20 protein-coding genes are annotated in these 23,864 nt (G+C 60.8%); 9 read left to right on the forward strand and 11 right to left on the reverse strand.

Features of this window, described 5'->3' with window-relative positions; translation table 11 throughout:
• Positions 1-11: 11 nt before the first annotated feature.
• Both QLG02_RS12380 and cls read right to left on the reverse strand, forming a co-directional pair.
• On the reverse strand, positions 12-1,274 hold the full coding sequence (locus QLG02_RS12380; protein WP_016349961.1) for a DUF945 family protein: 1,263 nt from the start codon (positions 1,272-1,274) through the stop codon (positions 12-14).
• 95 nt (positions 1,275-1,369) lie between these two features.
• Positions 1,370-2,851, reverse strand: coding sequence for a cardiolipin synthase (cls, locus tag QLG02_RS12385; RefSeq protein ID WP_029301503.1), 1,482 nt, complete (start codon positions 2,849-2,851; stop codon positions 1,370-1,372).
• 97 nt (positions 2,852-2,948) lie between these two features.
• Between cls and QLG02_RS12390 the strand changes: the two genes are divergently transcribed.
• Positions 2,949-3,491 carry a DUF1439 domain-containing protein gene (locus QLG02_RS12390; protein WP_026080151.1) on the forward strand — a complete coding sequence of 181 codons (543 nt, stop codon included), beginning with the start codon at positions 2,949-2,951 and terminating at the stop codon, positions 3,489-3,491.
• Between the two features lie 4 nt (positions 3,492-3,495).
• On the opposite strand, the gene QLG02_RS12395 is transcribed toward QLG02_RS12390, so the two are convergent.
• Entirely contained in the window at positions 3,496-3,975 is a 480-nt protein-coding gene (locus tag QLG02_RS12395) for a GNAT family N-acetyltransferase (protein ID WP_011705218.1), read from the reverse strand.
• Positions 3,976-4,403: 428 nt separating this feature from the next.
• Between QLG02_RS12395 and QLG02_RS12400 the strand changes: the two genes are divergently transcribed.
• The 3 genes from QLG02_RS12400 (at position 4,404) to QLG02_RS12410 (ending at position 8,081) form a co-directional block, all read left to right on the forward strand.
• Complete coding sequence (locus QLG02_RS12400) at positions 4,404-5,567, forward strand: M23 family metallopeptidase (protein ID WP_282465294.1); 1,164 nt, start codon at positions 4,404-4,406, stop codon at positions 5,565-5,567.
• Between the two features lie 194 nt (positions 5,568-5,761).
• The gene (locus QLG02_RS12405; RefSeq protein WP_039215527.1) at positions 5,762-7,159 is read left to right on the forward strand and encodes an alpha-amylase family protein; all 1,398 of its coding nucleotides are present in this window, start codon (positions 5,762-5,764) and stop codon (positions 7,157-7,159) included.
• Positions 7,160-7,331: 172 nt separating this feature from the next.
• Positions 7,332-8,081 (forward strand): lytic transglycosylase domain-containing protein, encoded by a 750-nt coding sequence (locus QLG02_RS12410; RefSeq protein ID WP_282465409.1) that lies wholly within the window; start codon positions 7,332-7,334, stop codon positions 8,079-8,081.
• A 123-nt stretch (positions 8,082-8,204) separates the two neighbouring features.
• Here the strand turns inward: QLG02_RS12410 and aqpZ are convergent, their stop codons facing one another.
• From aqpZ to QLG02_RS12425, 3 genes are all read right to left on the reverse strand, one after another.
• Positions 8,205-8,891 (reverse strand): aquaporin Z, encoded by a 687-nt coding sequence (aqpZ, locus tag QLG02_RS12415; protein WP_282465295.1) that lies wholly within the window; start codon positions 8,889-8,891, stop codon positions 8,205-8,207.
• Positions 8,892-9,216: 325 nt separating this feature from the next.
• On the reverse strand, positions 9,217-9,738 hold the full coding sequence (gene ruvC, locus QLG02_RS12420; protein ID WP_005298649.1) for a crossover junction endodeoxyribonuclease RuvC: 522 nt from the start codon (positions 9,736-9,738) through the stop codon (positions 9,217-9,219).
• Positions 9,739-10,011: 273 nt separating this feature from the next.
• A complete protein-coding gene (locus tag QLG02_RS12425) occupies positions 10,012-10,920 on the reverse strand; it encodes a Gfo/Idh/MocA family oxidoreductase (protein ID WP_282465296.1) in 909 nt (302 codons plus the stop codon).
• Positions 10,921-11,107: 187 nt separating this feature from the next.
• Between QLG02_RS12425 and QLG02_RS12430 the strand changes: the two genes are divergently transcribed.
• Both QLG02_RS12430 and QLG02_RS12435 read left to right on the forward strand, forming a co-directional pair.
• Positions 11,108-11,641: a DinB family protein gene (locus QLG02_RS12430; protein WP_282465297.1), complete on the forward strand. Its 534-nt coding sequence runs from the start codon at positions 11,108-11,110 to the stop codon at positions 11,639-11,641.
• On the forward strand, positions 11,638-12,072 hold the full coding sequence (locus QLG02_RS12435) for a hypothetical protein (protein WP_282465298.1): 435 nt from the start codon (positions 11,638-11,640) through the stop codon (positions 12,070-12,072). The genes QLG02_RS12430 and QLG02_RS12435 overlap by 4 nt, the downstream gene beginning before the upstream one ends.
• 75 nt (positions 12,073-12,147) lie before the next feature.
• Here the strand turns inward: QLG02_RS12435 and QLG02_RS12440 are convergent, their stop codons facing one another.
• Positions 12,148-12,363, reverse strand: coding sequence for a hypothetical protein (locus tag QLG02_RS12440; protein ID WP_282465299.1), 216 nt, complete (start codon positions 12,361-12,363; stop codon positions 12,148-12,150).
• Positions 12,364-12,758: 395 nt separating this feature from the next.
• Here QLG02_RS12440 and QLG02_RS12445 point away from each other — a divergent pair, with 395 nt between their 5' ends.
• A complete protein-coding gene (locus QLG02_RS12445) occupies positions 12,759-13,370 on the forward strand; it encodes a hypothetical protein (RefSeq protein WP_282465300.1) in 612 nt (203 codons plus the stop codon).
• Between the two features lie 96 nt (positions 13,371-13,466).
• Positions 13,467-14,822 (forward strand): P-loop NTPase fold protein, encoded by a 1,356-nt coding sequence (locus tag QLG02_RS12450; protein ID WP_282465301.1) that lies wholly within the window; start codon positions 13,467-13,469, stop codon positions 14,820-14,822.
• 71 nt (positions 14,823-14,893) lie between these two features.
• On the opposite strand, the gene QLG02_RS12455 is transcribed toward QLG02_RS12450, so the two are convergent.
• The 4 genes from QLG02_RS12455 to QLG02_RS12470 all read right to left on the reverse strand — a co-directional run bounded on the left by QLG02_RS12455 (position 14,894) and on the right by QLG02_RS12470 (position 22,073).
• Positions 14,894-17,305, reverse strand: coding sequence for a YgiQ family radical SAM protein (locus tag QLG02_RS12455; RefSeq protein ID WP_282465302.1), 2,412 nt, complete (start codon positions 17,303-17,305; stop codon positions 14,894-14,896).
• A gap of 137 nt (positions 17,306-17,442) precedes the next feature.
• Positions 17,443-17,811 (reverse strand): hypothetical protein, encoded by a 369-nt coding sequence (locus tag QLG02_RS12460; RefSeq protein ID WP_011705202.1) that lies wholly within the window; start codon positions 17,809-17,811, stop codon positions 17,443-17,445.
• A 93-nt stretch (positions 17,812-17,904) separates the two neighbouring features.
• The gene (locus QLG02_RS12465; protein ID WP_282465303.1) at positions 17,905-21,024 is read right to left on the reverse strand and encodes an efflux RND transporter permease subunit; all 3,120 of its coding nucleotides are present in this window, start codon (positions 21,022-21,024) and stop codon (positions 17,905-17,907) included.
• Positions 21,024-22,073 (reverse strand): efflux RND transporter periplasmic adaptor subunit, encoded by a 1,050-nt coding sequence (locus tag QLG02_RS12470; RefSeq protein WP_282465304.1) that lies wholly within the window; start codon positions 22,071-22,073, stop codon positions 21,024-21,026. Before QLG02_RS12470 ends, QLG02_RS12465 begins: the two co-directional genes overlap by 1 nt.
• A 208-nt stretch (positions 22,074-22,281) precedes the next feature.
• On the opposite strand from QLG02_RS12470, the gene QLG02_RS12475 reads away from it, so the two are divergent.
• On the forward strand, positions 22,282-23,835 hold the full coding sequence (locus tag QLG02_RS12475; RefSeq protein WP_282465305.1) for a diguanylate cyclase: 1,554 nt from the start codon (positions 22,282-22,284) through the stop codon (positions 23,833-23,835).
• The last annotated feature ends 29 nt before the right edge of the window (positions 23,836-23,864 follow it).

Below are 23,864 nucleotides of genomic sequence, written 5' to 3' on the forward strand. Positions count from 1 at the left end.
AGCAACGTCAATCAGAGCGGCAGACCGTTGACGGTCATGGCACCCTTGTCGAGCTTGAGCTCGGCCGTCAGCTGCTCCTTGTCCGCCTTGAGGTAACCCATGGCCGCGAACTGATCCAGCATGGGCGCCAGCTGCGGCACCGCCTTGCCCAGCTTGCCGCTCAGGTTGGCGTGCAGCAGGCCGGAGAGAGCGTGCATCCCCTCTTCGCTGTTGAACAGCTGCTCGAGCGAGGTGGCCGCCAGCTTGATGTCACCCTTCATGGCCACCGGCTCGCCATTGAGGTGGGAGCTCAAGTCCACCAGCTCCAGCGTGGCGCCACGCTTGAGCATCTTGTCCAGCGCCTGCTGGATCGCCTCCTCTTCCACGCCCTGGCCACTGGAGGCCTGCAGCGCCTGATAGCCTTCCAGATCCAGCCCCTTCAGATTGAGGGCCAGCTTGCTCTGGGTCAGCGCTAGGTTGTCGGTCTCGTTCTCCAGATTGAGGGTGTCCACCTTCATCTGGTAGCTGCTGGAGAGGGTCTGGGCATCATCCCCCGCCAGCTGGGTTTCGGTGGTCAGCCCCTGCAGGGAGACCTTGACGCTGTCCGGCAGCTGTACCGACAGCGCGGAGAGGGTCATGTCGCTGCGCGGAGAGAGCCAGATGCCGCTGATCTCGGCCATGTCGGCACTGCCCTTGAGCTCGGCCAGCACCATGTCCATCTTGTTCTGCTCTTCGTGCACCGTCATGCCCTGCCAGTGGAAGGTGACGTGACCATTGCCTTCCAGATCACCGTGATAGTCGCCCTTCATCGGCAGGAAGTTGAACTCGTCGAGCCCCTGCTTGATCTTGAACTCGTTGGCCCAGAAGCGGCTGCTGTTGCTGGCGGTCCACAGGCTGCTGACCGACTCGATGCCGAACTGCCACTGCTCCATCTTGAAGGCGTTGAACACCGGCGCCAGCGAACCCTGCTTGGTGTCGAGCAACATGTGGCTCTTGATGTAGAGCGGCAGGATGCGGCTTGTGACGATGAACTGTGCCTCGACCGGCTCGCTCCCCTCCAGCTGACCATCCAGGCTGGCCAGGGTCTGCGGGGTGACCACCACCTTCAGCACGCCGTCGCGGGCAAACAGGTTGCTCGAGCTCGGCTGCCAGCTCAGTTCGACGCCGCTCTCCTGCTTCACCTTGGCGATCTGCTCGGCCATGATGCGATCGAACGTGTTGCCCGTGTACCAGCAGGCACCCAGCCCACCCACCACCAAGGCCGCCGTGACGGCCAGCGCTACTCGCTTCTTCATCTTCTTCTGTTTCTCCAGGGAGTGATTGCCGCACTCTACGGGGCCAGCTTGGGGCTAGGCAAGCGCAATTCGGCGCCTGCCACAATTAAGTGATGTCACAACAAGGGGCTGAACAGGTAGAACATGTTCTCCATCACCTTCTTGTACCAGGGACGTGCCCGCCACTTGGCCAGCGACATGGGGGTCGCCTCTATCATGTAGCCCTGCACCAGCTGGGTCATCTCGGCGACGAACACCGGGTTGTCGATGAGCAGGGTCACCTCGAAGTTGAGCCAGAGGCTGCGCCGGTCCAGGTTGACCGTGCCCACCAGGGCGAAGTCGTCATCCACCAGCACGCTCTTGGTGTGCAGCAGTCCGGCGTCGTAGCGATAGACTTCCACCCCCGCCTCCAGCAGCTCCTCCATGAAGGCGTTGCAGGCGTAATTGGCCATCAGGGAGTCGTTGCGCGCCGGCAGTACCAGTTGCACCTGCACGCCGCGGGCCGCCGCCGAGGAGAGCGCCGCCGCCAGCGGATCGTCCGGCACGAAGTAGGGCGTGGTCAGCACCAGATGGTGGCGGGCCTGGTAGATGGCCAGCAGCAGGCTCTGCTGGATGCAGTCGCCACCGACGAAGGGGCCGGATGGAATGAGCTGAGCCCGGTAGTTGCTCTGTGGCCAGGCCTCCGGCTCGTGCTGCAGGCTGTCGAGCAGCCGCTCGCCGGTTTCCATCTCCCAGTCCCAGACGAAGATGGACCACATCAGCGGCACCATGGGCCCCTGTACCCGGATCATGATGTCGACCCACTGGCCAACTCCGGCGTTCTGCTTGAAGAAGCGGGGATCCACCATGTTCATGGAGCCGGTGTAACCGACCCGGTCGTCGATCACCACCAGCTTGCGGTGCATGCGCAGGTCCTGACGCTGGAACGGGATGCGCCAGGCCCCGACCGGCAGCACCTCTACCAGCTTGACCCCGGCCTTGCGCAGCTTTTTCGGCCAGGGCGAGCGGAAGAAGGTCTTGCTGCCCATGGAATCGAGCAGCAAGCGACAATCCACGCCGCGCGCCGCCACTTCCATCAAGGCTTCGCACACCTCGTCGGTGTCGCCGCCCGGGTGCCAGATGTAGAACTCCAGGTAGCAGGACTGGGAGGATTGGCGGATGTCGCGCACTATCTCGCGCAGGATGGCTTCCGGCTTGCTCAGCAGCGTCATCCGGTTGCCGGAGAGCATGGGCATGGCCAGCCGGCCCTGGATCAGATCGTGCAGCGGCTGGGCCTTCTCCCCCACCTCGCAGCAGTGCTGGGGGAAGAGCCGGGCCAGCTGGCGGATCCAGATGGCGTAAGGGCGGTACATGGCCTGCGCCCGCTCGGCGCGGCGCCGGCCGAGGCGGATCTCGCCGAACAGCACGTAGAAGCCGACCCCGGCAAACGGGATGGCATAGATGAGGGCGAGCCAGGCCAGCGAGACCCCGATGGGGCGCCGCTTCATCACCACCCGAAAGGAGACCCCCGCCACGATCACGGTGTGAAACAGCAGCAGCAACCAGCCGAGGAACTGGGAAAACAGCAGTTGGATGTCGTGCTCCAGACCGTTGATCACGAGAACTCCTTTTACAGACGAGTGAAATGCGGTGGGCAGATCCCGCGAAGCCAGGATGGTATGCTGTAAAACACACCCATTCTATCAGGTCGTTAGCATGATCCTGCAATCTATGCTGCTCAGTCTGGCCATGCTAGGTCAAGGCTCATATGACATCAATGAGCAACAGATAAACCAGTACCTGCAATCCCAGGTGCAAGTGAACAAACAGCTGGAGCTGCCCGGCATCATCAAGGCTCATGTGCAGCTCGAGCAGAGCGATGTCCAGATCGGGCGCCAGAGCCCGGACACCGCTCGGGTCTATGGCAAGGGCAAGCTCAAGATCGCCCTGCCGGATCAGACCGAGTACGACGCGCGGCTGAACATGACCTATGAGGCGAGACCGCGCTACGACAAGGCGCAGAGCGCGCTGTTCCTCGACAACATGAAATTGATTGAATACAAGCTGGAGCCGGAGGCGGCGCAGCAGAAGTTCGGCTTCATGCTCGGCATGCTGCTGCAGAGCATGGAGAAGCGGCTGGAGACCCAGCCGGTCTATCGGCTCAACGACAAGGATCCGAACCAGGCCTGGCTGAAGGAGAATCTGTTGGGGCTGGAGCTGTCACCGGGCAAGATCCATCTGTTGACCAAGCCCCAGTGAGTCGTCAGTTGTAGACCGGGGCCTTGGCCTGGCGCACCAGCAGCTCGATCTGGTAACCCTGTTCGCGCTGCTGGTCATACAGCGAGAAGAGCGGCCCCTCCAGTTCATGCAGGGGCAGGTCGGCGAAGCCGGCCTTGAGGTAGAACGGCTTTTCAAACGGCAAGGCCTGACACACCACAGGTTTGTCCTGCAGATCGTTGCAGGCGTGCTGCAACAGGCGCGAGCCCAGTCCCAGCGACTGGTAGTGGGGCAGCAGACGAAAACCGCACAGGTGGTAGTAATCCTGTTCGTCGCGCAGGCGCACGGCCCCCACCAGCCAGTGGGCGTCGCGTACCACGAAGATCCGCTCGGCCAGATCCGGCACATAGTGGGAGAAAGTGGTTTCGTAGTAATCCCTGATCAGGGAAAGGTCTGCATCACAGTACTCTTCGAACGTGAGTTCCATCGCCCGCTTGCCTATCACACCCGTTCCATCCATGGCCATTCGGCCCGGTCCTCATACATTGATGTCGGTCGCAGAGATCCGACCAGATTGACGATATCACGGCTTTTAATAACAAAAAAGCCAATAACCACACCGAGTTGCATAATTTTTAACATGCCGTCAGCCGGTCTGGCCAGTGGCGATCCTATCACGGCAAGCCAGTGGCAGACACTGTTTGCGCCTCTTCCCCGCCCTTTACGGCAGCACGCCATTTCATGGCCCGCAACTCACTGATTTGGCTCTACAAACCCTTTTCGTAAACATTTGTTAACAAACAAGTACCGCTATCCCTCTGCATAAAAAGCCCCATTCGAATAGCAACTTTGGCATTTGCCCCTATGGTGAAGCCTTGGCATAGCCTTGCGCTGTTGTTGCCCGCGTGGGTCCATCCCCACACCGACACCTCACCACTTTGCCAAGGAGTTATCATGTCCAGACCGATCCCCTCCCTGCTGATGCTGGCCCTGCTTCCCGCCGCCGGCTGGGCCGGCGACATCCATGCCCCGCTTGCCCCTTATCACTTCACGGCGCAGCAGCTTGCCGCCAGTCAGCCCCCGGCCCTCCCCCTGGATGAGGCCCACTTCGTGTTCGGCGAGGCGGCCATGGCCTTCGATCTGCACGACTTTTTGCTGCAACAGGCGCCCCACCTGTTGCCCAAGGAGGAGGTGATCCTGCACTGGAGCGGCATCACCAGCCTCAACCCCCAGCTGCTGCTGGCCCTGATGGAGGCGAGCAGCCAGCTCATCTCGGCCCCCTCCGAGCAGGCCATGGCGGCGCCGTTCGCCAAGCTGGTCAAGGCCAAAGGCTTTGACAACCAGCTGGAGCTGATGGCGCGCCAGCTCTCCGAGCGCTTCTATCAGGCCCGTGCCCAGCAACGGCTTATGCAGCGCAGCGCCCCCGCCCTGGCGCCGCAGGCCGCACACCAGGCCGCCATTGCCAGTCTGCTGAGCACGTCAATGCAGCGCCAGCTCGGTGAGCAGTGGCGGACCCTGTTCGGCCAGGATACCATGACCTCCCCCAGGGGCGGCGCAACCGCCCTCGCCGCACCGCTGGCCGGCGGCCAGTTCCAGCTGCCCTGGCGCCAAGGCTACAGCTGGAAGGCCAATGGCGCCCACTCCCATACCGGCTCCGGCTACCCCTACTCCTCCATCGATGTCTCCTACGACTGGCCGGGCTGGGGCGGCGCCACCTACACCGTCACCGCCGCCAACAGCGGCACCGTCACCATCTTCTCCCGCTGCCAGGTGCGCGTCACCGCCCCCAACGGCTGGGCCACCAACTACTACCACATGAGCGGGATCTCGGTGCGCAGCGGCGACTACGTGGCCGCCGACACCCCCATCGGCACCTATGCCAGCAACCGCAACGAGGCACTGTGCGAGGGCGGCTCCTCCACCGGCCCGCACCTGCACTTCTCCCTGCTCTACAACGGGGTGTTCCAGTCTCTGCAGGGGCAGCGCCTGAGCAGCTATGCCGTCAACGTCGGCGCCAGCAACTACGACGACAACTGCAACCGCTTCTGGCTCTACAACCAGCGCAATGGCCAGCGCTACTGCGCCTGGCAGCCGCTCTACAACAACGGGATTGACTGAGCTGAAAACAGCCCGGTGAAGTGATTGAAAAGTCAGTAATAACGCGGCCTACACGGTTTTTTGCAAGCCGTCACAGATCCGCACAGTCCGCTTTGAAAGTGCTCACAAAATCGCCGCCCGGCGATTGCTGGCAAGACAGGCCGGTGTGAGGCTCTGGGTGCCCATCTGGGCACCCAAAACAAGGACTGACAATAATGAAACACACAGCGGGAATCTGGGCGATCGCAGGCATGCTGATCGCTCCTTTGGCACATGCCGACGTCATACTGCACGCCTTCAACTGGAAATACAGTGAAGTCACCGCCAAGGCCGATCTCATCAAGGCCGCCGGCTACAAACAGGTGCTCATTTCGCCGCCCCTCAAGTCATCGGGCAACGAGTGGTGGGCACGCTACCAACCCCAGGATCTGCGCCTCATCGACACCCCCCTTGGCAACAAGCAGGATCTCGAACAGCTGATCGCCGCCATGCAGGCGCGGGGCATCGCCGTCTATGCGGACGTGGTGCTCAACCACATGGCCAACGAGAGCTGGAAGCGCAGCGATCTCAACTACCCCGGCAGCGAGCTGCTGCAAAGCTATGCCGCCAACCCCGGCTACTTCGAGCGGCAGAAGCTGTTTGGCGATCTGGGCCAGAACTTGCTCGCCGGCCAGGACTTCCACCCGGAAGGGTGCATCAGCGACTGGAACGATCCGGGCAACGTGCAGTACTGGCGGCTGTGCGGCGGCGCGGGCGACAAGGGGCTGCCGGATCTTGACCCCAACAACTGGGTGGTGAGCCAGCAGCAAGCCTACCTCAAGGCGCTCAAGGGGATGGGGATCAAGGGCTTTCGGGTCGATGCGGTCAAACACATGAGCGATTACCAGATCAACGCCGTGTTCACCCCCGAGATAAAGCAGGGGATGCACGTGTTCGGCGAGGTGATCACCACCGGCGGCGCCGGCAGCAACGATTACGAGCGCTTCCTCAAGCCCTATCTCGACAGCAGCGGTCAGGGTGCCTATGACTTCCCGCTGTTTGCCTCCCTGCGCGGGGCGCTCGGCTATGGCGGCAGCATGAACCAGCTGGCGGATCCGGGAGCCTACGGTCAGGCGCTGCCGGGCAGCCGGGCGGTCACCTTCGCCATCACCCACGACATCCCCACCAACGACGGCTTTCGCTACCAGATCCTGAACCCGACCGACGAGAAGCTGGCCTATGCCTACCTGCTCGGCCGTGACGGCGGCTCGCCGCTGGTCTATTCGGACCACGGCGAGACCCAGGCCAAGGACGGGCTGCGCTGGCAGGACTACTACCTGCGCAGCGACCTCAAGGGGATGATCCGCTTCCACAACGCGGTGCAGGGCCAACCCATGCAGCTGGTCGGCAGCGGCGACTGCTTCGTGCTGTTCAAGCGCGGCAAGCAGGGGCTGGTCGGCATCAACAAGTGCGACTACGAGCAGGAGTACTGGCTCGATACCGCCAAGTTCGAGATGAACTGGTATCGCAACTACCGGGACGTGCTCGACCAAAACGCCGTGGTCAACGTGCAGAGCCAGTGGGTGCGGGTCGCCATTCCCGCCCGCAGTGCCCGCCTCTGGCTGCAGGAGTAAACCGGCCACTGCCGCGCGAGGCCGCCACAGGGCGGCCTCTTTATTTGGTCTGTCACCGCTATTTTCTCGGCCGAGTGCACGGGTCGGTCAGGGCGGGCTTGTTCTGCCCGCGCTGTGATGCTTTACTCAACAAGGCTAACGAGGCTGAAGGAGCAAGCCGTTGAAAGCATGGATGTTGATGGGATTGATCCCGCTGTTTTCCTCCCCCGGCTGGAGCCAGACACCCGCCCCGGCCGAGGTGGTGATCCTCACCGCCGAGCCGCCGGCACCGTCCCCCGCGGCGCCCCCCGTCACCATGCACACCCCGGGCGTGCTGCCGCCCCCCGAGCCGGCCAGCCCCCCGCTGCCGCCCGGCACCCGCCAGATCCAGGTCTACAAGTCGGTGCAGAAAAACGGCGTGGTGCGCTACTCCGACATGATGCCGGAGCAGGGTCACTACGAGCTGCTGCTGTTCAACGACTGCTACGCCTGCGACCCCGACTCCAAGGTCAACTGGCACACCACGGGGCTGTTTCTCTATGACTACGCCAGCACCATCCAGGCGGCGGCGAAAGCCTATCAGGTGGAGCCGGCCCTCATTCGGGCGCTGATCCACGCCGAGTCCGCCTTCAACCCGCTGGCAGTGTCTCGCAAGGGGGCCATGGGGCTGACCCAGTTGATGCCGGCCACGGCGCGGGAGCTGGGGGTGGGCAACGCCCTGCTGGCGGAGCAGAACATCTTTGGCGGAGTGAAATACCTGGCGGGGCTGCTCAAGCAGTATGGCGGCAACGTGGCACTGGCCACTGCCGCCTACAACGCCGGTGCCGGCGCGGTGCAAAAACATGGGGGCATCCCCCCTTATGCCGAAACTCGCGCCTACGTAGAGCGGGTGCAACTGCTGCGCCAGCGCTACAAAGACATGCTGAGCGCCAAGGGGTTGTAGCCCCTCCCCTCTTGCCGACGACCAAGTTACCCTGCGGGCCCTTGCGGCCCGTTTTCGTGCCCGCCAGAAACGAAAAAACACGCCCGGGGGCGTGTCGATACCACACTTTGTTGCCCTGACGGATCAGGCTTTGGTCGCGATCGCGCGATAGGCCAATGCACCCAGAATGGCACCGACGATGGGCGCAACCCAGAACAGCCACAGCTGGCCCAGTGCCCAGTCCCCTACGAAGAAGGCCACGCCCGTGCTGCGCGCCGGGTTGAGCGAGGTGTTAGTCACCGGAATGCTGATGAGATGAATGAGGGTCAGGCACAGGCCGATGGCGATGGGAGCAAAACCGGCCGGGGCCCGGCTGTCGGTGGCGCCCATGATTACGAACAGGAAGAAACCGGTCATCACCACTTCACACACCAGCGCCGCCAGCATGCTGTAGCCGCCCGGGGAGTGCTCGCCATAGCCGTTGGAGGCAAAGCCCGCCGCCAGATCGAAACCGGCCTGACCGCTGGCAATCACATAGAGCACCGCCGCTGCCGCAATCCCGCCCAGTACCTGAGCGACCATGTAGGGCAGCACGCCGGAGGCCGGGAAACGACCGCCGGCCCAGAGACCAATGGTCACGGCCGGGTTCAGATGACAGCCAGAGATATGGCCGATGGCGTAAGCCATGGTCAGCACGGTCAGGCCGAACGCCAGCGCCACGCCGAGCAGGCCGATGCCGACGTTCGGAAAGGCGGCGGCCAGCACGGCGCTGCCGCAGCCCCCCAGCACCAGCCAGAAGGTGCCCATGAATTCAGCTGCAAAAGGTTTCACTTCTCAACTCTCCCAATGATGGATGAAACGGGAGCCTGCGGCTCACCGGGCCGCACCACGCGGCCGGCGCACATTATGGGAGTCCCGATCGGGTAAGCGAAGGGAAGCGATGAAGGCCGAAAAATGTGACTTTCGTCACAAGCCGTTGATTAACTGAGAAGATTATCGTTAGCGCCCGGGCGGGCTGCGCCTTGCGGCAGGCAGGCAGTGCGACAGCTTGTGACTCTGTTGGGGCTTTTGCCGACAGCCGCCGCAACCAGAGGGGCAACCAACCGGCACAGGGCCGCTTCCCTGAGATTGCCGGTATCAGACCGGCAATATCGGCTCAGCGGTAACGACCGCGCACCGATCCCGTGCTGCGCCCGGCCATCTTGATCAGGATCTGACGGGTATGGAAATGGCAGAGCGCCACCCCGAGGGCATCCGCCGCATCCGCCTGGGGGGTGGCCGAGAGCTTGAGCAGATGAGTCACCATGTGCTGCACCTGCTCCTTGGCAGCGCCGCCGGTGCCCACCACCGCCTGCTTGATCTGGGTGGCCGAGTATTCGCTCACCGGCAGCAGGGCATTGACCGCCGCCACGATGGCGCTGCCGCGAGCCTGACCCAGCTTCAAAGCCGAATCGGCATTGCGCGCCATAAAGACCCGCTCGATGGCGAACTCGTCCGGCTTGAACTGGGTGATGATCTCGCTCACTCCGTCATAGACCTGCTTGAGGCGCGACGGTAGTTCACCCAAGTCGGTGCGGATGCAACCCGAACCCAGGTACTCCGCCTTGCCCGCCACGATGCGAATGACCCCGTAACCTGTGATACGCGAACCCGGGTCTATCCCCAAAATGATGCTCATGGACGGGCCACCCTGGCCATCATGGCGGGGATCCGCTCCCGTTTGGCAAGGGCAGCCAGCCGGCCACCCCGTTTCAATAGCTGGTTCATCACACTCTGTCGCTCTGCTGGCAGTTCATGGCCGCCAAGATAGCAAACAAGCGCCCGCTTGGCTTGCGCGGCAGCGCCCCCGTCAATCAACTGCGCAGGGATGCGCCATCTCATACAGTGGTCCGGCGATTTTTTCGCCCACCGCTCCGCCCATGCCCCGGGCAAACCGGCGCGGCGCTCACCCTCACTCCCCCGCCAAGGCCACCAGTTGCTCTGCCAGCCGGTGGCCGTGCAGGTAACTCTCAATCAGCGCCCCGTCGGCCCGCCCCGTCTCAATCTGCTGATACCAGTGGGCCAGCATGGCGGCAAAGCCCCGTTGGGTAAGCACCGGCTGCCAGTCGTCCGGCGCCAGGGTCTGCACGGTTTTATCGCGGGCTAGGGTGCCCCGGGTGCAGTTCTCGATATGCAGGGAGAGGTTGTCGCCATAGGCATCGATACGCTCCTCGGTGAGGCCGGCGCTGCGGTTCATGCTGCCGCTCACCGCCACCTGCCCGCTCTGCCAGGCCACGCTCACCCCGGCCAGCAGCGCCGGCTGGCGGGTACAACGCCGCAGCACCGCATGCAGATCCCCATCAGGCGCGCCGCCGTAGTAGCAGAGGCTGTCGAGCACATGGATAAAGTCGTCGAACAGAAACGAGCGCGGCGCCCCCGGCAGGGCGTGGCGGTGCTTTTGCCAGTTGAGCTCGGTAAGCAGCTGACCGCGGGCCGCGCTCATGGCGGGCAGATAGCGGCGGTTGAAGCCGACAAACAGCGGGCGGTTCTGCGCCAGGGCGAGATTGGCGAGGCTCTCTACCCCGGCAAGAGTGTCGCAGAGCGGCTTGTCGACAAAGGTGGGGATGCCGGCGCGCAGGCACTGGGCGGCCAGCTCAAGGTGCACCGCGGTGGCGGCGTGGATCATCACCGCATCGGGGCGGCTTGCCAGCAAGTCGCCCAGCTCGGTGAAGCACTCGGCGATCCGGTACTGGCGGGCCAGCTTATCCAATACCGCTGGATTGCGGGTACAGAGCAGCGGGGTGACTCGCTCGTCACTGGCGATCAGCGGCAGATAGGCTTTCTGGGCGATATCACCAAGACCTACGAGGGCAATGCGCATGGAGACTCCTTGTGGCGGCGGGTTATGGACGCCGTTTTATCCGGCAACGGCTGACAGGGTAGCATCCCCGCCGACCCGGACACAGCCGATGGCTGGCCCAGCCCCTCCCTCTGCCCGGGGAGTGTCCTTTTTGGCTCCATCTAGCTAAGATGCCCGCTTTTGGACATAAGAAACGCCAAGGAGTGCCATGCCAAGCTCAACCCTGCTCTCGCTGTTTCGCTACAAGGCCTGGGCCGATGGCGAACTGCTGGATGCCCTCGCCACCCTGGATGCCGCACAAGACGGCGAGGCTCACCACACCGCCCTGCGCATCTTCAACCATATCCATGTGGTCGATGCCATCTTCAAGGCCAATCTGCTGGGGGAACGGCACGGCTTTACCGCCACCAATACCCCGGAAACGCCGGCTCTGGCGATGCTGCGCAGCGCCATCGACAAGCTGGATGCATGGTATCTGGATTACCTTGCCGGCCTGAGCCAGGCAGATGGCGAGGCCGTGCTCTCGTTCAACTTCGTGGATGGCGACCAGGGGCAGATGAGCCGCGCCGAGATGCTGCTGCACCTGGTGACCCACGGCGGCTATCACAGGGGGGCGATCGGGCGCATTCTGGTGCAGTGCGGCATCACGCCGCCGCGCGATACCCTGACCACCTTTTTGCATCGCAGTGAACCCGGGCGGCGGGGCCATACTGCCCTTGCTGATGGCGGGGCCCGCCCATGAAACGCGCCTGTCTGCGGCTCACACCGCTGCTGCTGATTGGGTTGCTAAGCGGCTGCGCCGCCGCCATCGACCACTACTCGGGGCGCTTTCGCAACACCCTGACAGCGGGGGAGGCCCGCGCGACCATTCGCGCCGAACTGGGCGAACCCCAGGGTTGTCAGCAGGCCGCCTTTCTGACCGAGGATAAGGTGCAGGGCTGCGATCGCTTTACCGTGCTCGGCAAGATCCACAAGCGCGGTGATGGCAATGGCCAGGCCACGGCAAGCGCCGTGACCATGGGGCTGGGGGAGCTGATCCTGATACCCATGACGGTGGCCGGCGTGGCGGCGGATTACACCGAGCAGCACACCCTCACCGTCTATTACGACCGGGACGATCACTATCTCTTTCACACCCTGCTCAATGGCAAGGGGCAGGAAGTGTGGCAATAAGGGACTATAAAGCGGAACGCTTTGCTGCCCCATGGCCAGGTGACAGCCTTTTGCCTGGTGACTAGCGAAATCCCGTCAAGATTGCTCTCTGCGATCCAGCCACTTACCCACTCTGGCCCCCAGCTCGGAGCAGAGCAGGGCGCTGACAATGGCCCCTATCATCCGGTTGGTCTCGGAAAGCGCTTTTGTCTCAACAAACTGGTAGGCAATCAGATTGAAAATAAGGATCCCGAGCAGCAGCCCAAGGCCGCTGCCCACCTTCTCCCTACGGGATCGCGCTTTTATTGTCATCAATTGCTCCTGTTGGAGTGAGATAAGGGGGCACGGATCGCCCCCGCCGATATCCCCGGCAAGATAACAAAGCCATCCCCGATGGGGACAGCCATCTTTTGGGGAAATGAAAATAGCCACATATACCCTTTCAAATCCATTTGCTGATCCAGTTCAAAAAACGATGAGATTCTGATGGTTACATCATTTTAAGGCTCACCCAGATAGTTTCGTTTGGCTTACCATAGCCATCCAGAACCTGTTGAACTGCAATGGGTTGCTGCCAGCGCGTTTCAAGGGAGCATTTTGGAATGCTGTAATCCAGTGGTTTTAGCGTTGACCATATATAACGCAATCATTGTATTAGCATAAAAATCAAGAAAGTTTTGAATAAAATATTATTTTTAGGAACTGATATGCTCATTACTGAAAACAAGACTTCACAAGATTGGTTAAAATTAAAAATAGAACTTGAAAGCAATGATAATGAATTAATGTGGATGATAGCTTATAATGACTTCTTCTGGTCTAGAATAAACAGTCGTTACTTCGAGCCTATTAAAAAACTAAGAGAAAATGACTCTTATCTTGGGTATGGGTTTACAATAATGACAATCCTTTGCTCCTTAATTGAATTTCTTGAATCATCATGTTTGGGCAAAAACTATAGGCACTGCAAAGATAAGGATTTGAAATTATATGAATACAATAGGAGCAAAGATTGCTTTATTGATTTCTTGGTGTCTAGACCACCATTTAGTGAACGATTTAATAGAGATATTGCAAGTGAATTTTATAGTGCCATTCGTTGTGGCTTACTACATGAAGCTTCAACAAAGGATGGGTGGAAAATTTGGGGGCAGTCTGAATCAGGGGAGGAGATAATTTGCTATGACCAGAAAAAGGTATTCAGAGATGACTTTGAAGATGCTGTCAAAAAATATATAAGTATTTATAGAGATGAACTTATTAAAAATAATGAGCTAAAGATGGCATTCATTAGAAAATTTGATTCGCTATGTCAGTAGCATCCTGAGATTTTAGCTGATAAGCCTACCTTTTTATTTTAAATCTAACTTTACGAAAACATTAGAACACTGCAAATAAGACAAGGGAAATAAAACATGAGACTTATAACTCCTAGCCTTATCGTTGAAGATGGTGATGGTTTTGAAAACGATGTACTTCAGAGAAAGTTTTTTGGTGAAGCATTATCAAATTTAGTAATAAGAGCTACAGATGAGCTTGTAATATCAATTGATGGAAAATGGGGCGAAGGTAAAACAACTTTCGTAAAAATGTGGCAGGGACACTTAAAAGATAATGGGGTTCCTAGTATATATATTGATGCCTTTCAGAATGATTATACCGATGATGCTTTTATATCGATTACTGGTGCAATTACCGCTTATGTAGAAAAAAACTCTTCTGAAGAGAAGACTAGAGTAAGCTTTTCAGATAAAGCAAAAAAAGTGGGTGTTCGCCTTTTTTCATGGAGTGCAAAGATTGGAATAAAGGCAGCAACTCTTGGTGTTGTTAAAGAAGCAGATATAAGTGAATTATCTGAAATAGGAAATGATATTGCTACGAATGCATCGGATGCAGTTTCAAAATTGATTGAAGAAAGACTGAGTTCATATGAAAAAGAGCATAACATTATTCAATCATTTAAAAATTCATTATCAGAAATACCATCTTCTTTAAAAGGAAATAACAGTGGCCGACTGGTTATTATCATTGATGAACTAGACAGATGCAGGCCATCATTCGCAGTGGAGGTCTTGGAGAAAATAAAGCATCTATTTTCTGTAAAAAATATCACTTTTGTACTCGTTATGCATAAATCTCAATTGGAAGAGGCAATTAAATCAGTATATGGCCGTGATATTGATGCACATACTTACCTTCAGAAATTCATCAGTATTGAAACCACAATACCGAAAAGAATAATTGAGAGCCACAACAATGACTTTAATTCATATATAACACACCTACTCCGTGTTCATGAGTTAGAAACTTGGGGGGATGATAATCTGATCCGAGATTGTGTTTGCTCTCTAGGTCGTCATTTAAATCTATCACTCAGGCAACTTGAAAAAGTATTTACAAACATAGCAATAATCTATAGTACATCAGGAAAAAATCACTTAAGGCTTGTTCCAATTATCACTTTCATTAGCACACTAAAAGTTGCCAAACCAAATATATTCAAAAAAGTATTTTCTGGAAAAATTTCGTTTGCAGAGCTTAGCCGTGAACTTGAATTGACTCATCTGGGAGAAAACAATGAACATGAAAGAAATCTAACTTGGATTATGGATTGGATTAGATTTTCAATACTCACCGATGAAGAATACAAGATGATTAGCGAGCATGATAACATTAAACATTTCAGTCAGTCTCTTTGGCAATACAATATAAATCGAGAAGGTCTGCTCCCTATATTCTGCAATAAACTTTGTTTATTTAAAGCAAACTAATTAAACATAAAAATTAAAAAGGCGACCAGATGGCCGCCTTTTTATTTCTATCGTTTTCCAATCAGGAAAACTCACCGAGCCGGTCGCTTGGCACCATTCCCTTTTGCCGCGGGCTTGCCGCCTTGAGTGGCAGGTTTGGCACCAGGCTTGGCAGAGCCTGCGCGGGTCGGCGCCTTACCTTTGTAAGCGGGTTTCCCCTGCCCTGCCGGTTTACCCTGACTTGCGCCCTGTGCGGCAGGCTTGCCGTTGCCAGCCCCTTTCTGGAGCTGAGACCCCACCGGCTTGCCATTGCCTGCCTTGCCGCCGTTTCGGCTGGCTGCCGGGGCATTGGCTGCACCAGCCTCGCTGCGGGCGCCCTTGTTGCCGGCACCATTGCTGCGCTGATGGGTGATGGCACTGTGGCGGGTCAGGGCTGGCTTGAGGCCCTTACTGCGGCTGCGCTCGGCCTTGGCTTCGCCACGGCCTTCCGGCGGCACCAGGCAATCGGGGCCGTTGCCAATCAGGTGACCCTTGCCCATCTCCAGCAGGGCTTCGCGGATCATCGGCCAGCCGGCCGGATCGTGGTAGCGCAGCAGCGCCTTGTGCAGGCGACGGCGACGCTCCCCTTTCACCACGAACACGTCCCCGCCCTGGCGGCTCACCTTGTTGAGCGGGTTTTTCTCGGTGTAATACATGGTGGTGGCGTTGGCGAGCGGCGACGGGTAGAAGTTCTGCACCTGATCGAGCTTGAAGCGGTTGGACTTGATCCAGAGCGCCATGTTCACCATGTCCTCATCCGTGGTACCCGGGTGGGCCGAGATGAAGTAGGGGATCAGGTACTGCTGCTTGCCCGCCTCTTTGGAGTACTTGTCAAACAGCTCCTTGAAGCTGTAGTAGCTGCCCATGCCCGGCTTCATCATCTTGGAGAGCGGGCCCTCCTCGGTGTGTTCCGGCGCGATCTTGAGGTAGCCGCCGACGTGGTACTTGGCCAGCTCCTTGATGTAGCGCGGATCTTCCACCGCGATGTCGTAGCGCACGCCGGAGGCGATCAGGATCTTCTTGATGCCCTTGAGGTCGCGCGCCTTGCGATAGAGGTTGATGGTCGGGCTGTGGTCGGTGTCCATGTGCGGGCAGATGGTCGGCCAGACGCAGGAGGCGCGGCGACAGGTCTGCTCGGCCTTGGGGCTCTTGCAGCGTAAGCGGTACATGTTGGCGGTGGGGCCGCCCAGATCCGAGATGACGCCGGTAAAGCCAGGCACCTTGTCGCGGATCTCTTCGATTTCTTTCAGAATCGACTCTTCCGAGCGGCTCTGGATGATGCGCCCCTCGTGCTCGGTGATGGAGCAGAAGGAGCAGCCGCCGAAGCAGCCGCGCATGATGTTGACCGAGGTCTTGATCATGTCGTAGGCCGGGATCTTCTCGTTGCCATAGGCCGGGTGCGGCACCCGCTGGTAAGGCAGGCCGAACACCCCGTCCATCTCGTCGGTTTCGAGCGGGAAGGCGGGCGGGTTGACCCAGATGATGCGATCGCCGTGGGCCTGCGCCAGGGCGCGGGCGCAGCCGGGGTTGGTCTCATGGTGCAGGATGCGCGAGGCGTGGGCGTAGAGCACCTTGTCCTCCTTCACCCGCTCGAACGCCGGCAGCTTGACGTAGGTTTGCTCCCACGGCTTTTGCTTGGGCGGCTGCACCAGGATGGGCTTGGCCTCCTGCTCAGCCGGCGCGGTGCCCTCGTCATCGCTGCAGGGGGCCCCTTCCATATAGGGGTTGGGGATGGGATCGATACGGCCAATCTGGTCGAGCTTGCTCGAATCCACCCCGCGCCAGCCCGGCAGCGGCTCCTTGCGGATCACCGCGGTGCCGCGAATGTCCTGCATGGTGTCGATGGTCTCGCCGCCTGCGATGCGGTGAGCCACCTCGATCAACGGCCGCTCGGCGTTGCCGTAGATGAGGATGTCGGCCTTGGCGTCGATCAGGATGGAGCGGCGTATGGTCTCGGACCAGTAGTCGTAGTGGGCGATGCGGCGCAGGGATGCCTCGATGCCGCCGATGACCACCGGCACCTCTTTATAGGCCTCTTTGCAGCGCTGGGTATAGACCAGGGTGGCGCGGTCCGGCCGCTTGCCGCCCACGTCCCCCGGGGTGTAGGCGTCGTCGTGGCGCAGCTTCTTGTCGGCGGTGTAGCGGTTGATCATGGAGTCCATGTTGCCCGCGGTCACCCCGTAGAAGAGGTTCGGCTTGCCCAGGCGCATGAAGTCATCCTTCGATGACCAGTCTGGCTGGGCGATGATGCCGACCCGAAAGCCCTGAGATTCGAGCATGCGGCCGATCACCGCCATGCCGAAGCTCGGGTGATCCACGTAGGCGTCACCTGTCACCAGCACGATGTCGCAGCTGTCCCAGCCGAGCTTGTCCATCTCCGCGCGGGACATGGGCAGGAAGGGCGCCGTGCCGTAGCACTCGGCCCAGTAACGGGGATAGGAGAAGAGGTTGGTAACCGGCTGCATTTTGACCACCTGGAACAATTCGGGTCGCGCATTATACCGGCAGAGCAAGGCGGGGGCGACGGCTTTTTGCCCCTACGATAGATGCGGAAAAGGCGAGCCAGCGGGGCTCGCCTGAAAAGTGCGGGTCAATGGTCGGCTCAGGCCAGGACGCGGGCCAGCACGATGCGGTTGTAGTGACGCTGCAGCAACTGATAGCCGCCCAGCAGGCACCAGACCAGGGCGGGCGCCAGAAACACCGGGTGGGTGGCCAGGCGCAGCATCAGCAGGCCCAGCAGGATCAGCGCGAACGGCCGGCTCTCGTAGAGCCACAGCGGCCAGCCCTGCTTTCGCAGTTGCTGCTTGTCGGGCCGGCGATAGGCGCCGCGTCGAAACCAGGCCAGCGAACCGGCCAGATAGAATGCCAACCCGGCCAGCAACAACCCCGGCTGATCGGCAATCCCCAACAACAGCAAACCGCTGCCCATGTAGGCAAAGGGCAGCGGTTCATAAATGGCTGATGGCAACATAGCTCACCTCAACATCAAACTGGCTATATATTAACCCGCTTACCCGAGGATGCCATCAGCTTGCAGTGCTTTTCACCTATATGGGTGTAGGCATCAGGCCGCCGGTTTGTCCTGCTGCGAGGCGGCCTCGCTGGCCGCCAGCGCCTCGTCCACCAGTTGATCCCGCGCCCCGGTCATGCCAGCCCGTTTGGCCAGCAGATGGTAGATGGCGGGCACCAGCAGCAGGGTCACCAGGGTTGCCAGAGAGAGGCCGAAGAAGACCACGGTCCCCACCGACATCCGGCTCTCGTAGCCCGCCCCCATGGAGAGCATCAGCGGCACGGCCCCTATGATGGCGGTGAGCGAGGTCATCAGAATGGGACGCAAGCGGCGCACCGAACCTGCGATGATCGCCTCGTCGAACCCTTCGCCACGCTGGCGCAGCTGGTTGATGAACTCGACGATCAGAATCCCGTTCTTGGTCACCATGCCGATCAGCATGATCATGCCGATCTGGCTGTAGATGCTCATCTCCTGGCCCGTCAGCCAGAGGCCGAGCAGACCGCCGAAAATGCCGAGCGGCACCGTCACCATCACCACTGCCGGGGTCAGCATGCTCTCGAACTGGGCCACCAGCACCAGATAGACCACCAGCAGGGCCAGACCGAACACCATCGCCATCTCGCCCTGGTTGTCGCGATAGTCCTTGGACTCGCCGGCATAATCCACCGTCATGCCGCTTGGCAGGTTGGCGCTGGCCCAGCCGTCCAGGTAATCCAGCGCCTCGCCCAGGGTGTGGCCCGGCGCCAGATCCGCGGTCAGGGTCACCGCCTTCTGGCGCTGGTAGTGGTTGAGGCGCTGCGGACTCGCCACCTGCTTGACGGTGGCCAGGGTCGAGAGGGTCACCATCTCGCCATTGGCCGCCTTGAGGTAGATGCGGCTCAAGTCGGAAACGCCGTTGAAGTCGCGCTGGTTGGCGCGCAGGTAGACGTCGTACTCCTCCCCTCTGTCCACATAAGTGGTCTGGCTGATGCCGCCGAGCAGGGCCTGCAGGGAACTCGCGACTGTGGAGACCGGGATACCGAGCTGGTTGGCCCGATCCCGCTCTATGGTCACCTGCAGCTCCGGGGTCTTCTCGGCATAGTCGAGATCCGGCGTCTCCATCAAACCGCTCTGGGCTGCCGCCTCCTTCAGGGCCAGCCCCTGCTGATAGAGCTCGGCGTAGTCGGAGCCCTGCAGCACGAACTGCACCGCCGCGGTGGAGCCGCCGCGAAAGCCTGGCTGGAAGGTGCGGATCATCACGTCCGGAATGCCAGCCAGCCGCCCGCTCAGGGACTTGGCGAACTCGGTGGCGGTCTCATCCCGCTCGGCCCAGTCGGTGAGCTGGATGATGGCCATGCCGGTCTGATCGCCGCCGCGGCCGAAGGCCGGGGTGCTGAAGCTCATGGCCTGCACTACCCCCTTGCCAAGCAGCGGCATGATGGCCGCCTCCACCTGCTGCATGTTGCGTTTCATCCGTTCGATGCTGGTGCCCTCGGCCCCCTTGACGAACACGTAGAGCACGCCCCGGTCCTCGGTCGGGGTCAGGCTGGTGGGCAGTTGGGCAAACAGGGCGCCGATACCGCCAAGGCAGAGCACCAGCACCAGCGGGGTCCAGCGCGAGTGGTGCAGCATCCAGCCGAGCAGCCGGCGGTAGTGGGCCTCCACCCAGCCGAGGCCGCGATCGAGCGCTGCCGTCAGCCGGTTGGGCCGATCCACCGAGCGCATCAGCCAGGAGCCCATGGCCGGGGTCAGGGTGAGCGCGATCAGCGACGAGAAGAGCACCGCCAGCGACAGCAGGATGGCGAACTCGGTAAAGAGCCGGCCCACCATGCCATCCATGAAGGCGATGGGCACGAACACCATCACCAGCACGGCGGTGGTGGCGATCACCGCAAAGCCCACCTCGCGGGTGCCGTGCCAGGCCGCCAGCAGCGGCGGCTCGCCACGCTGCAGATGGTGGTGAATGTTCTCCACCACCACGATGGCGTCATCCACCACCAGACCGATGGCGAGAATGAGCGCCAGCAAGGTGATGAGGTTGATGGAAAAGCCCAGATACCAGGCGCCGATAAAGGCGGAGATGAGGGAGACCGGCACCGTGATGGCCGGGATGAGGGTGGTACGCCCCTGCCCCAGGAACAGGTAGAGCACGGCCACCACCAGCACGGCGCAGATGGCCAGGGTCTCGTACACCTCGTCGATGGCCTGCTTGATGAAGATGGTGGAGTCGTAGTCGACCTCCAGGGTCGCCCCCTCCGGCAGGAAGCGCTGCATCTCGGCCATCTTCTGCTCGACTCCCTGCGCCACCGCCAGCGGGTTGGCGGTGGACTGGGCGACGATGCCGATCCCTAAGCTCTCGCGGCCGTTGCGCTGGTAGGCGCTGTCTTCGTTCTTGGCCCCCACCTCCACATCGGCGATGTCGGCCAGATAGATGCTCTGGCCGTTGGTGGCGGTGCGCACCTGCAGCGCCTGGAAATCGGCGGCGGTGTGGTAGAGCCGGGCAATCTGCACCGCCATGGTCATGCTGTTGTTGCGGATCTCGCCGCCCGGCAGCTCGATGTTCTCGCGCTTGAGGGCGTCCTGCACGTCCGCCACCGTGACGCCGCGCGCCGCCATGTCGGCTGGGCGCAGCCGCACGTACATCACCTGGGTCAGATCGCCGGAGAGCGACACCTCGCTCACCCCGTCCACCAGGCTCAAGGGATCCACCAGTACCCGGTTGGCGTAGTCGGTCATGGCGGTGCGGTCCATCTGGGTGCTGCTGAAGTTGAGCCAGACCGCCACGTCGCCGTTGCCGTTGTCCTTGGTGACCAGGGGTTCGTCCACCTCGTCCGGCAGCTTGGGGCGGGCACGGGAGATGGCGTCGCGCACATCGGAGATCCCCTCCACCATGTTCCAGCCGAGCTTGAACTCCACCGTGATGACAGAGCGCCCCTTGCGGGTCACCGAGTTGATGTTCTTGATGCCGCTGATGCCGGAGAGCTGATCCTCGATGGGCTTGGTGACCTGGCTCTCCATGACGGCGGGGGCGGCCCCCTCGTACATGGTGGTGATGGAGACGGACGGCGTCTGCACGTCCGGCATCTCCCGCACCGTCAGCTTGGAAAACGCCACCAGACCGAACACGGTGAGCAGCGCGCTCAGCACCACCGCCACCAGCGGGCGGCGGACAGAGATATCGGAGAGCCACATCAGCCTTTGACCTCCGTCATATCGTGCACGCTGACGCCGTCACGCAGGTTGACCAGCCCCTCGACCACGATGCGATCGCCCACCTTGAGCCCTTCGGTCACCCACACCTCTTCGCCATGGGTATCCCCCAGCACCACCGACACCCGCTTGACCTTGCCATTGGGTTCGAGACGATAGACGAAGCGCTGCTCGCCGGCATACTCCACCGACTGGGCGGGGATCAGGGTCATCTTCTGTGGCGGCAGGGAAAGCTCGACGTTGAGCAGCATGCCGGGGCGCAGCTGGCCGTCAGGATTGGGGATGATCACCCGCGCCTTGATGTTCTGGGTATCGTTGGAGACGCGGCTGTCCAGCGTCTCCAGCACGCCGCGGAAAGATTGATCCGGCCAGGCCGAACTGGTCGCCGTCACCGCCATGCCGGGGCGCAGTAGCGAGAGGTAGCGCTCAGGCACCGCCAGATCGAGCCGCAGCTTGGCCAGTTCGTCCAGGTGGAGCAGGGTATCGCCGCTGTTGACCAGGGCCCCTTCGCTCAGATCGATGAGGCTGACCGAACCGTCGAACGGCGCCAGCAGGGTGCGCAGGGAGAGCTCGTACTTGGCGGCATCGGCGCGGGCCTGAACCTGGGCGACCGTGGCCTCCTGCCCCTCCAGCTCCGAGGTAGTGATGGCGCCGCGCGCCACCAGCCGGCGCATGTCCCGCAGCTTGCGGCTCTCGTCGCGCACGCTGGCGCTCTGCTCGGCCAGCTCCGCCTGCTGCTTGCCGGCGTCGAGGGCGATCAGCACATCCCCCTGCTTGACCTGCTGGCCGGAGCGCACCGCGATCTTGACGATGCGGCCGGTCACTTCCGGGCTTATCACCACGGAGCGATTGGCGGCCAGCTTGCTCACCAGCTTGATGGAGGGTTCGGCCAGGCTCTGGCTGACCGTCTGCGCCCTGATGTTGACCTGACGTGGCTGGGGTTTGCCGGCAGGGGCGGAGTGGCGGTAATACCAGCCGGCGGAAATCAGCAGAGAGAGGCAGGCAAGCACCAGCCATATACGCATTTTCATCAAGCAATCCATGAAATTAAGAGAAAAGAGGGCACTTCATCAATGATGGTTACCATGTTACCCCCTGACTATGCCGTGACTATGTATAAATGTGACAAAACGTAACAGGAGCGGCGGAATATCACCAAAATCGTTGCAGGCGGAGACGTTCACAAGGATTCTGCCCTACACTGATGCACCGAACCTGTCCGGATCCCGCCCAGCACCTATGCCTGCACCCAGATCTCATTTTGTTACCTATCGCCTGCAATGGCTGCTCTGCGCCTTCGTCGCCCTGCTGCTGGCCGTCACTCTCAAGCTGACCCTGACCCAGGTCACCGACCATTATCAGAGCGACACCCTCAGCACCGCCTCCCGCCTGAAATCCCAGTTTCAGCAGATGGAAACCTTTCTCGAGGCCATGCGCGGTCAGGCAGAGGAGCGGCTGCGCAGCAACCCGCAATCCGCCCTCACCCAGCAGCTCTACGGCGCCCTGCGGGAGAATGGCGACCAGGGCTTTGCGCTGGATCGGGTGCCCGCCAACCTGCCCAAGGGGCTGAGCGGCAACCTGACCGGGCTGGGGCCGCTGCCAGCCCCCGGCAGCCAGCGGGCCGCCAGGCTGCACCTGGCGCTGAGCCTCTCCCCCCTGCTCTCTACCGCCAGCAAGCTGCTGGGGGACAAGGTCGGCTGGATCTACTTCACCGGGGTCGATGACTTCATCTACCTCTATCCCTGGGTTCCCGCCAGCCAGTTTCGCTTTCGGCGCAACATCTACCTCAAGTCCTACTGGCAGGATGCCCTCAAGCAGAAGGAAAAGAGCCTGCATGCCACCGTCTCGCGCCCCTACGAGGACTTTGCCGGCGCGGGCCAGATGATCACCCTGTCACAGCCCATCGTGAAGGATCAGGTGCTGGTGGGCGTCATCAGCATCGACGTGCTGCTCTCCCGGCTGGAGCAGCTGCTGCGCGAATCCACCCCAGGTATCGGCACCCTGTTTCTGGTCAACCAGCATCAGCAGATCCTCGCCAGCAGCAATCAGGAGGTCGACTTCGTCCCAAAGCCGTCAACGGCTCGGGATGGCTACCACTGGCAGCAGGGGGCGTTTCAGTTCCAGTACGCCATTCCTGACACCGAGCTCACCCTGCTCCACCGCATCCCCCTGCCCTCCCTGCTGTGGGCCCTGCTCTGCCAGTCCGCCCCGACCCTGATCGCCCTGTTCTTCATGGCCTGGGCCGTGCTCGCCAATCTCAAGTCCCGCCGCCTGAACCGGCAGCTGGACTATCTCTCTCGCCACGATGCCCTGACCGGCGCCTTCAACCGCCACTACTTCGACGAGTTCGAGCGCCGCCATCAGCAGCGCGGGGGCAGCGTCGGGGTGATCATGTTCGACTGCGATCACTTCAAGCAGGTCAACGACCGCTTTGGCCACGAGGTGGGCGATCAGGTGCTGATCCAGCTGGTGCGCCTGTGCCAGCAGCAGCTTCGCCGGGAAGACGCCCTGATCCGCTGGGGCGGCGAGGAGTTTCTGCTGCTGGCGGCCAAAGGGGGCGAACCACTCGACCAGCTGGCCGAGCAGCTGCGTCTGCGCATCGCCCGCCACCCCTGGCAGGAGCTGGCACCGGCCCTGGCGGTGACCGTCAGCCTGGGTTACCACCACAGCACCACCGATACCCAGTTGCAGGAGGCCATTCGGCGGGCCGATGTGGCGCTCTATCAGGCCAAGGCCAACGGCCGCAATCGCAGCGAACGCTGGCAGGATGACGGCGCCGGCAACTGCGGGTAAGCTGGCTTTCTCACTCACTCCTGGAGAGA

The sequence above is a fragment of the Aeromonas sp. V90_14 genome (assembly GCF_029967615.1).
Lineage (GTDB): Bacteria > Pseudomonadota > Gammaproteobacteria > Enterobacterales > Aeromonadaceae > Aeromonas > Aeromonas hydrophila.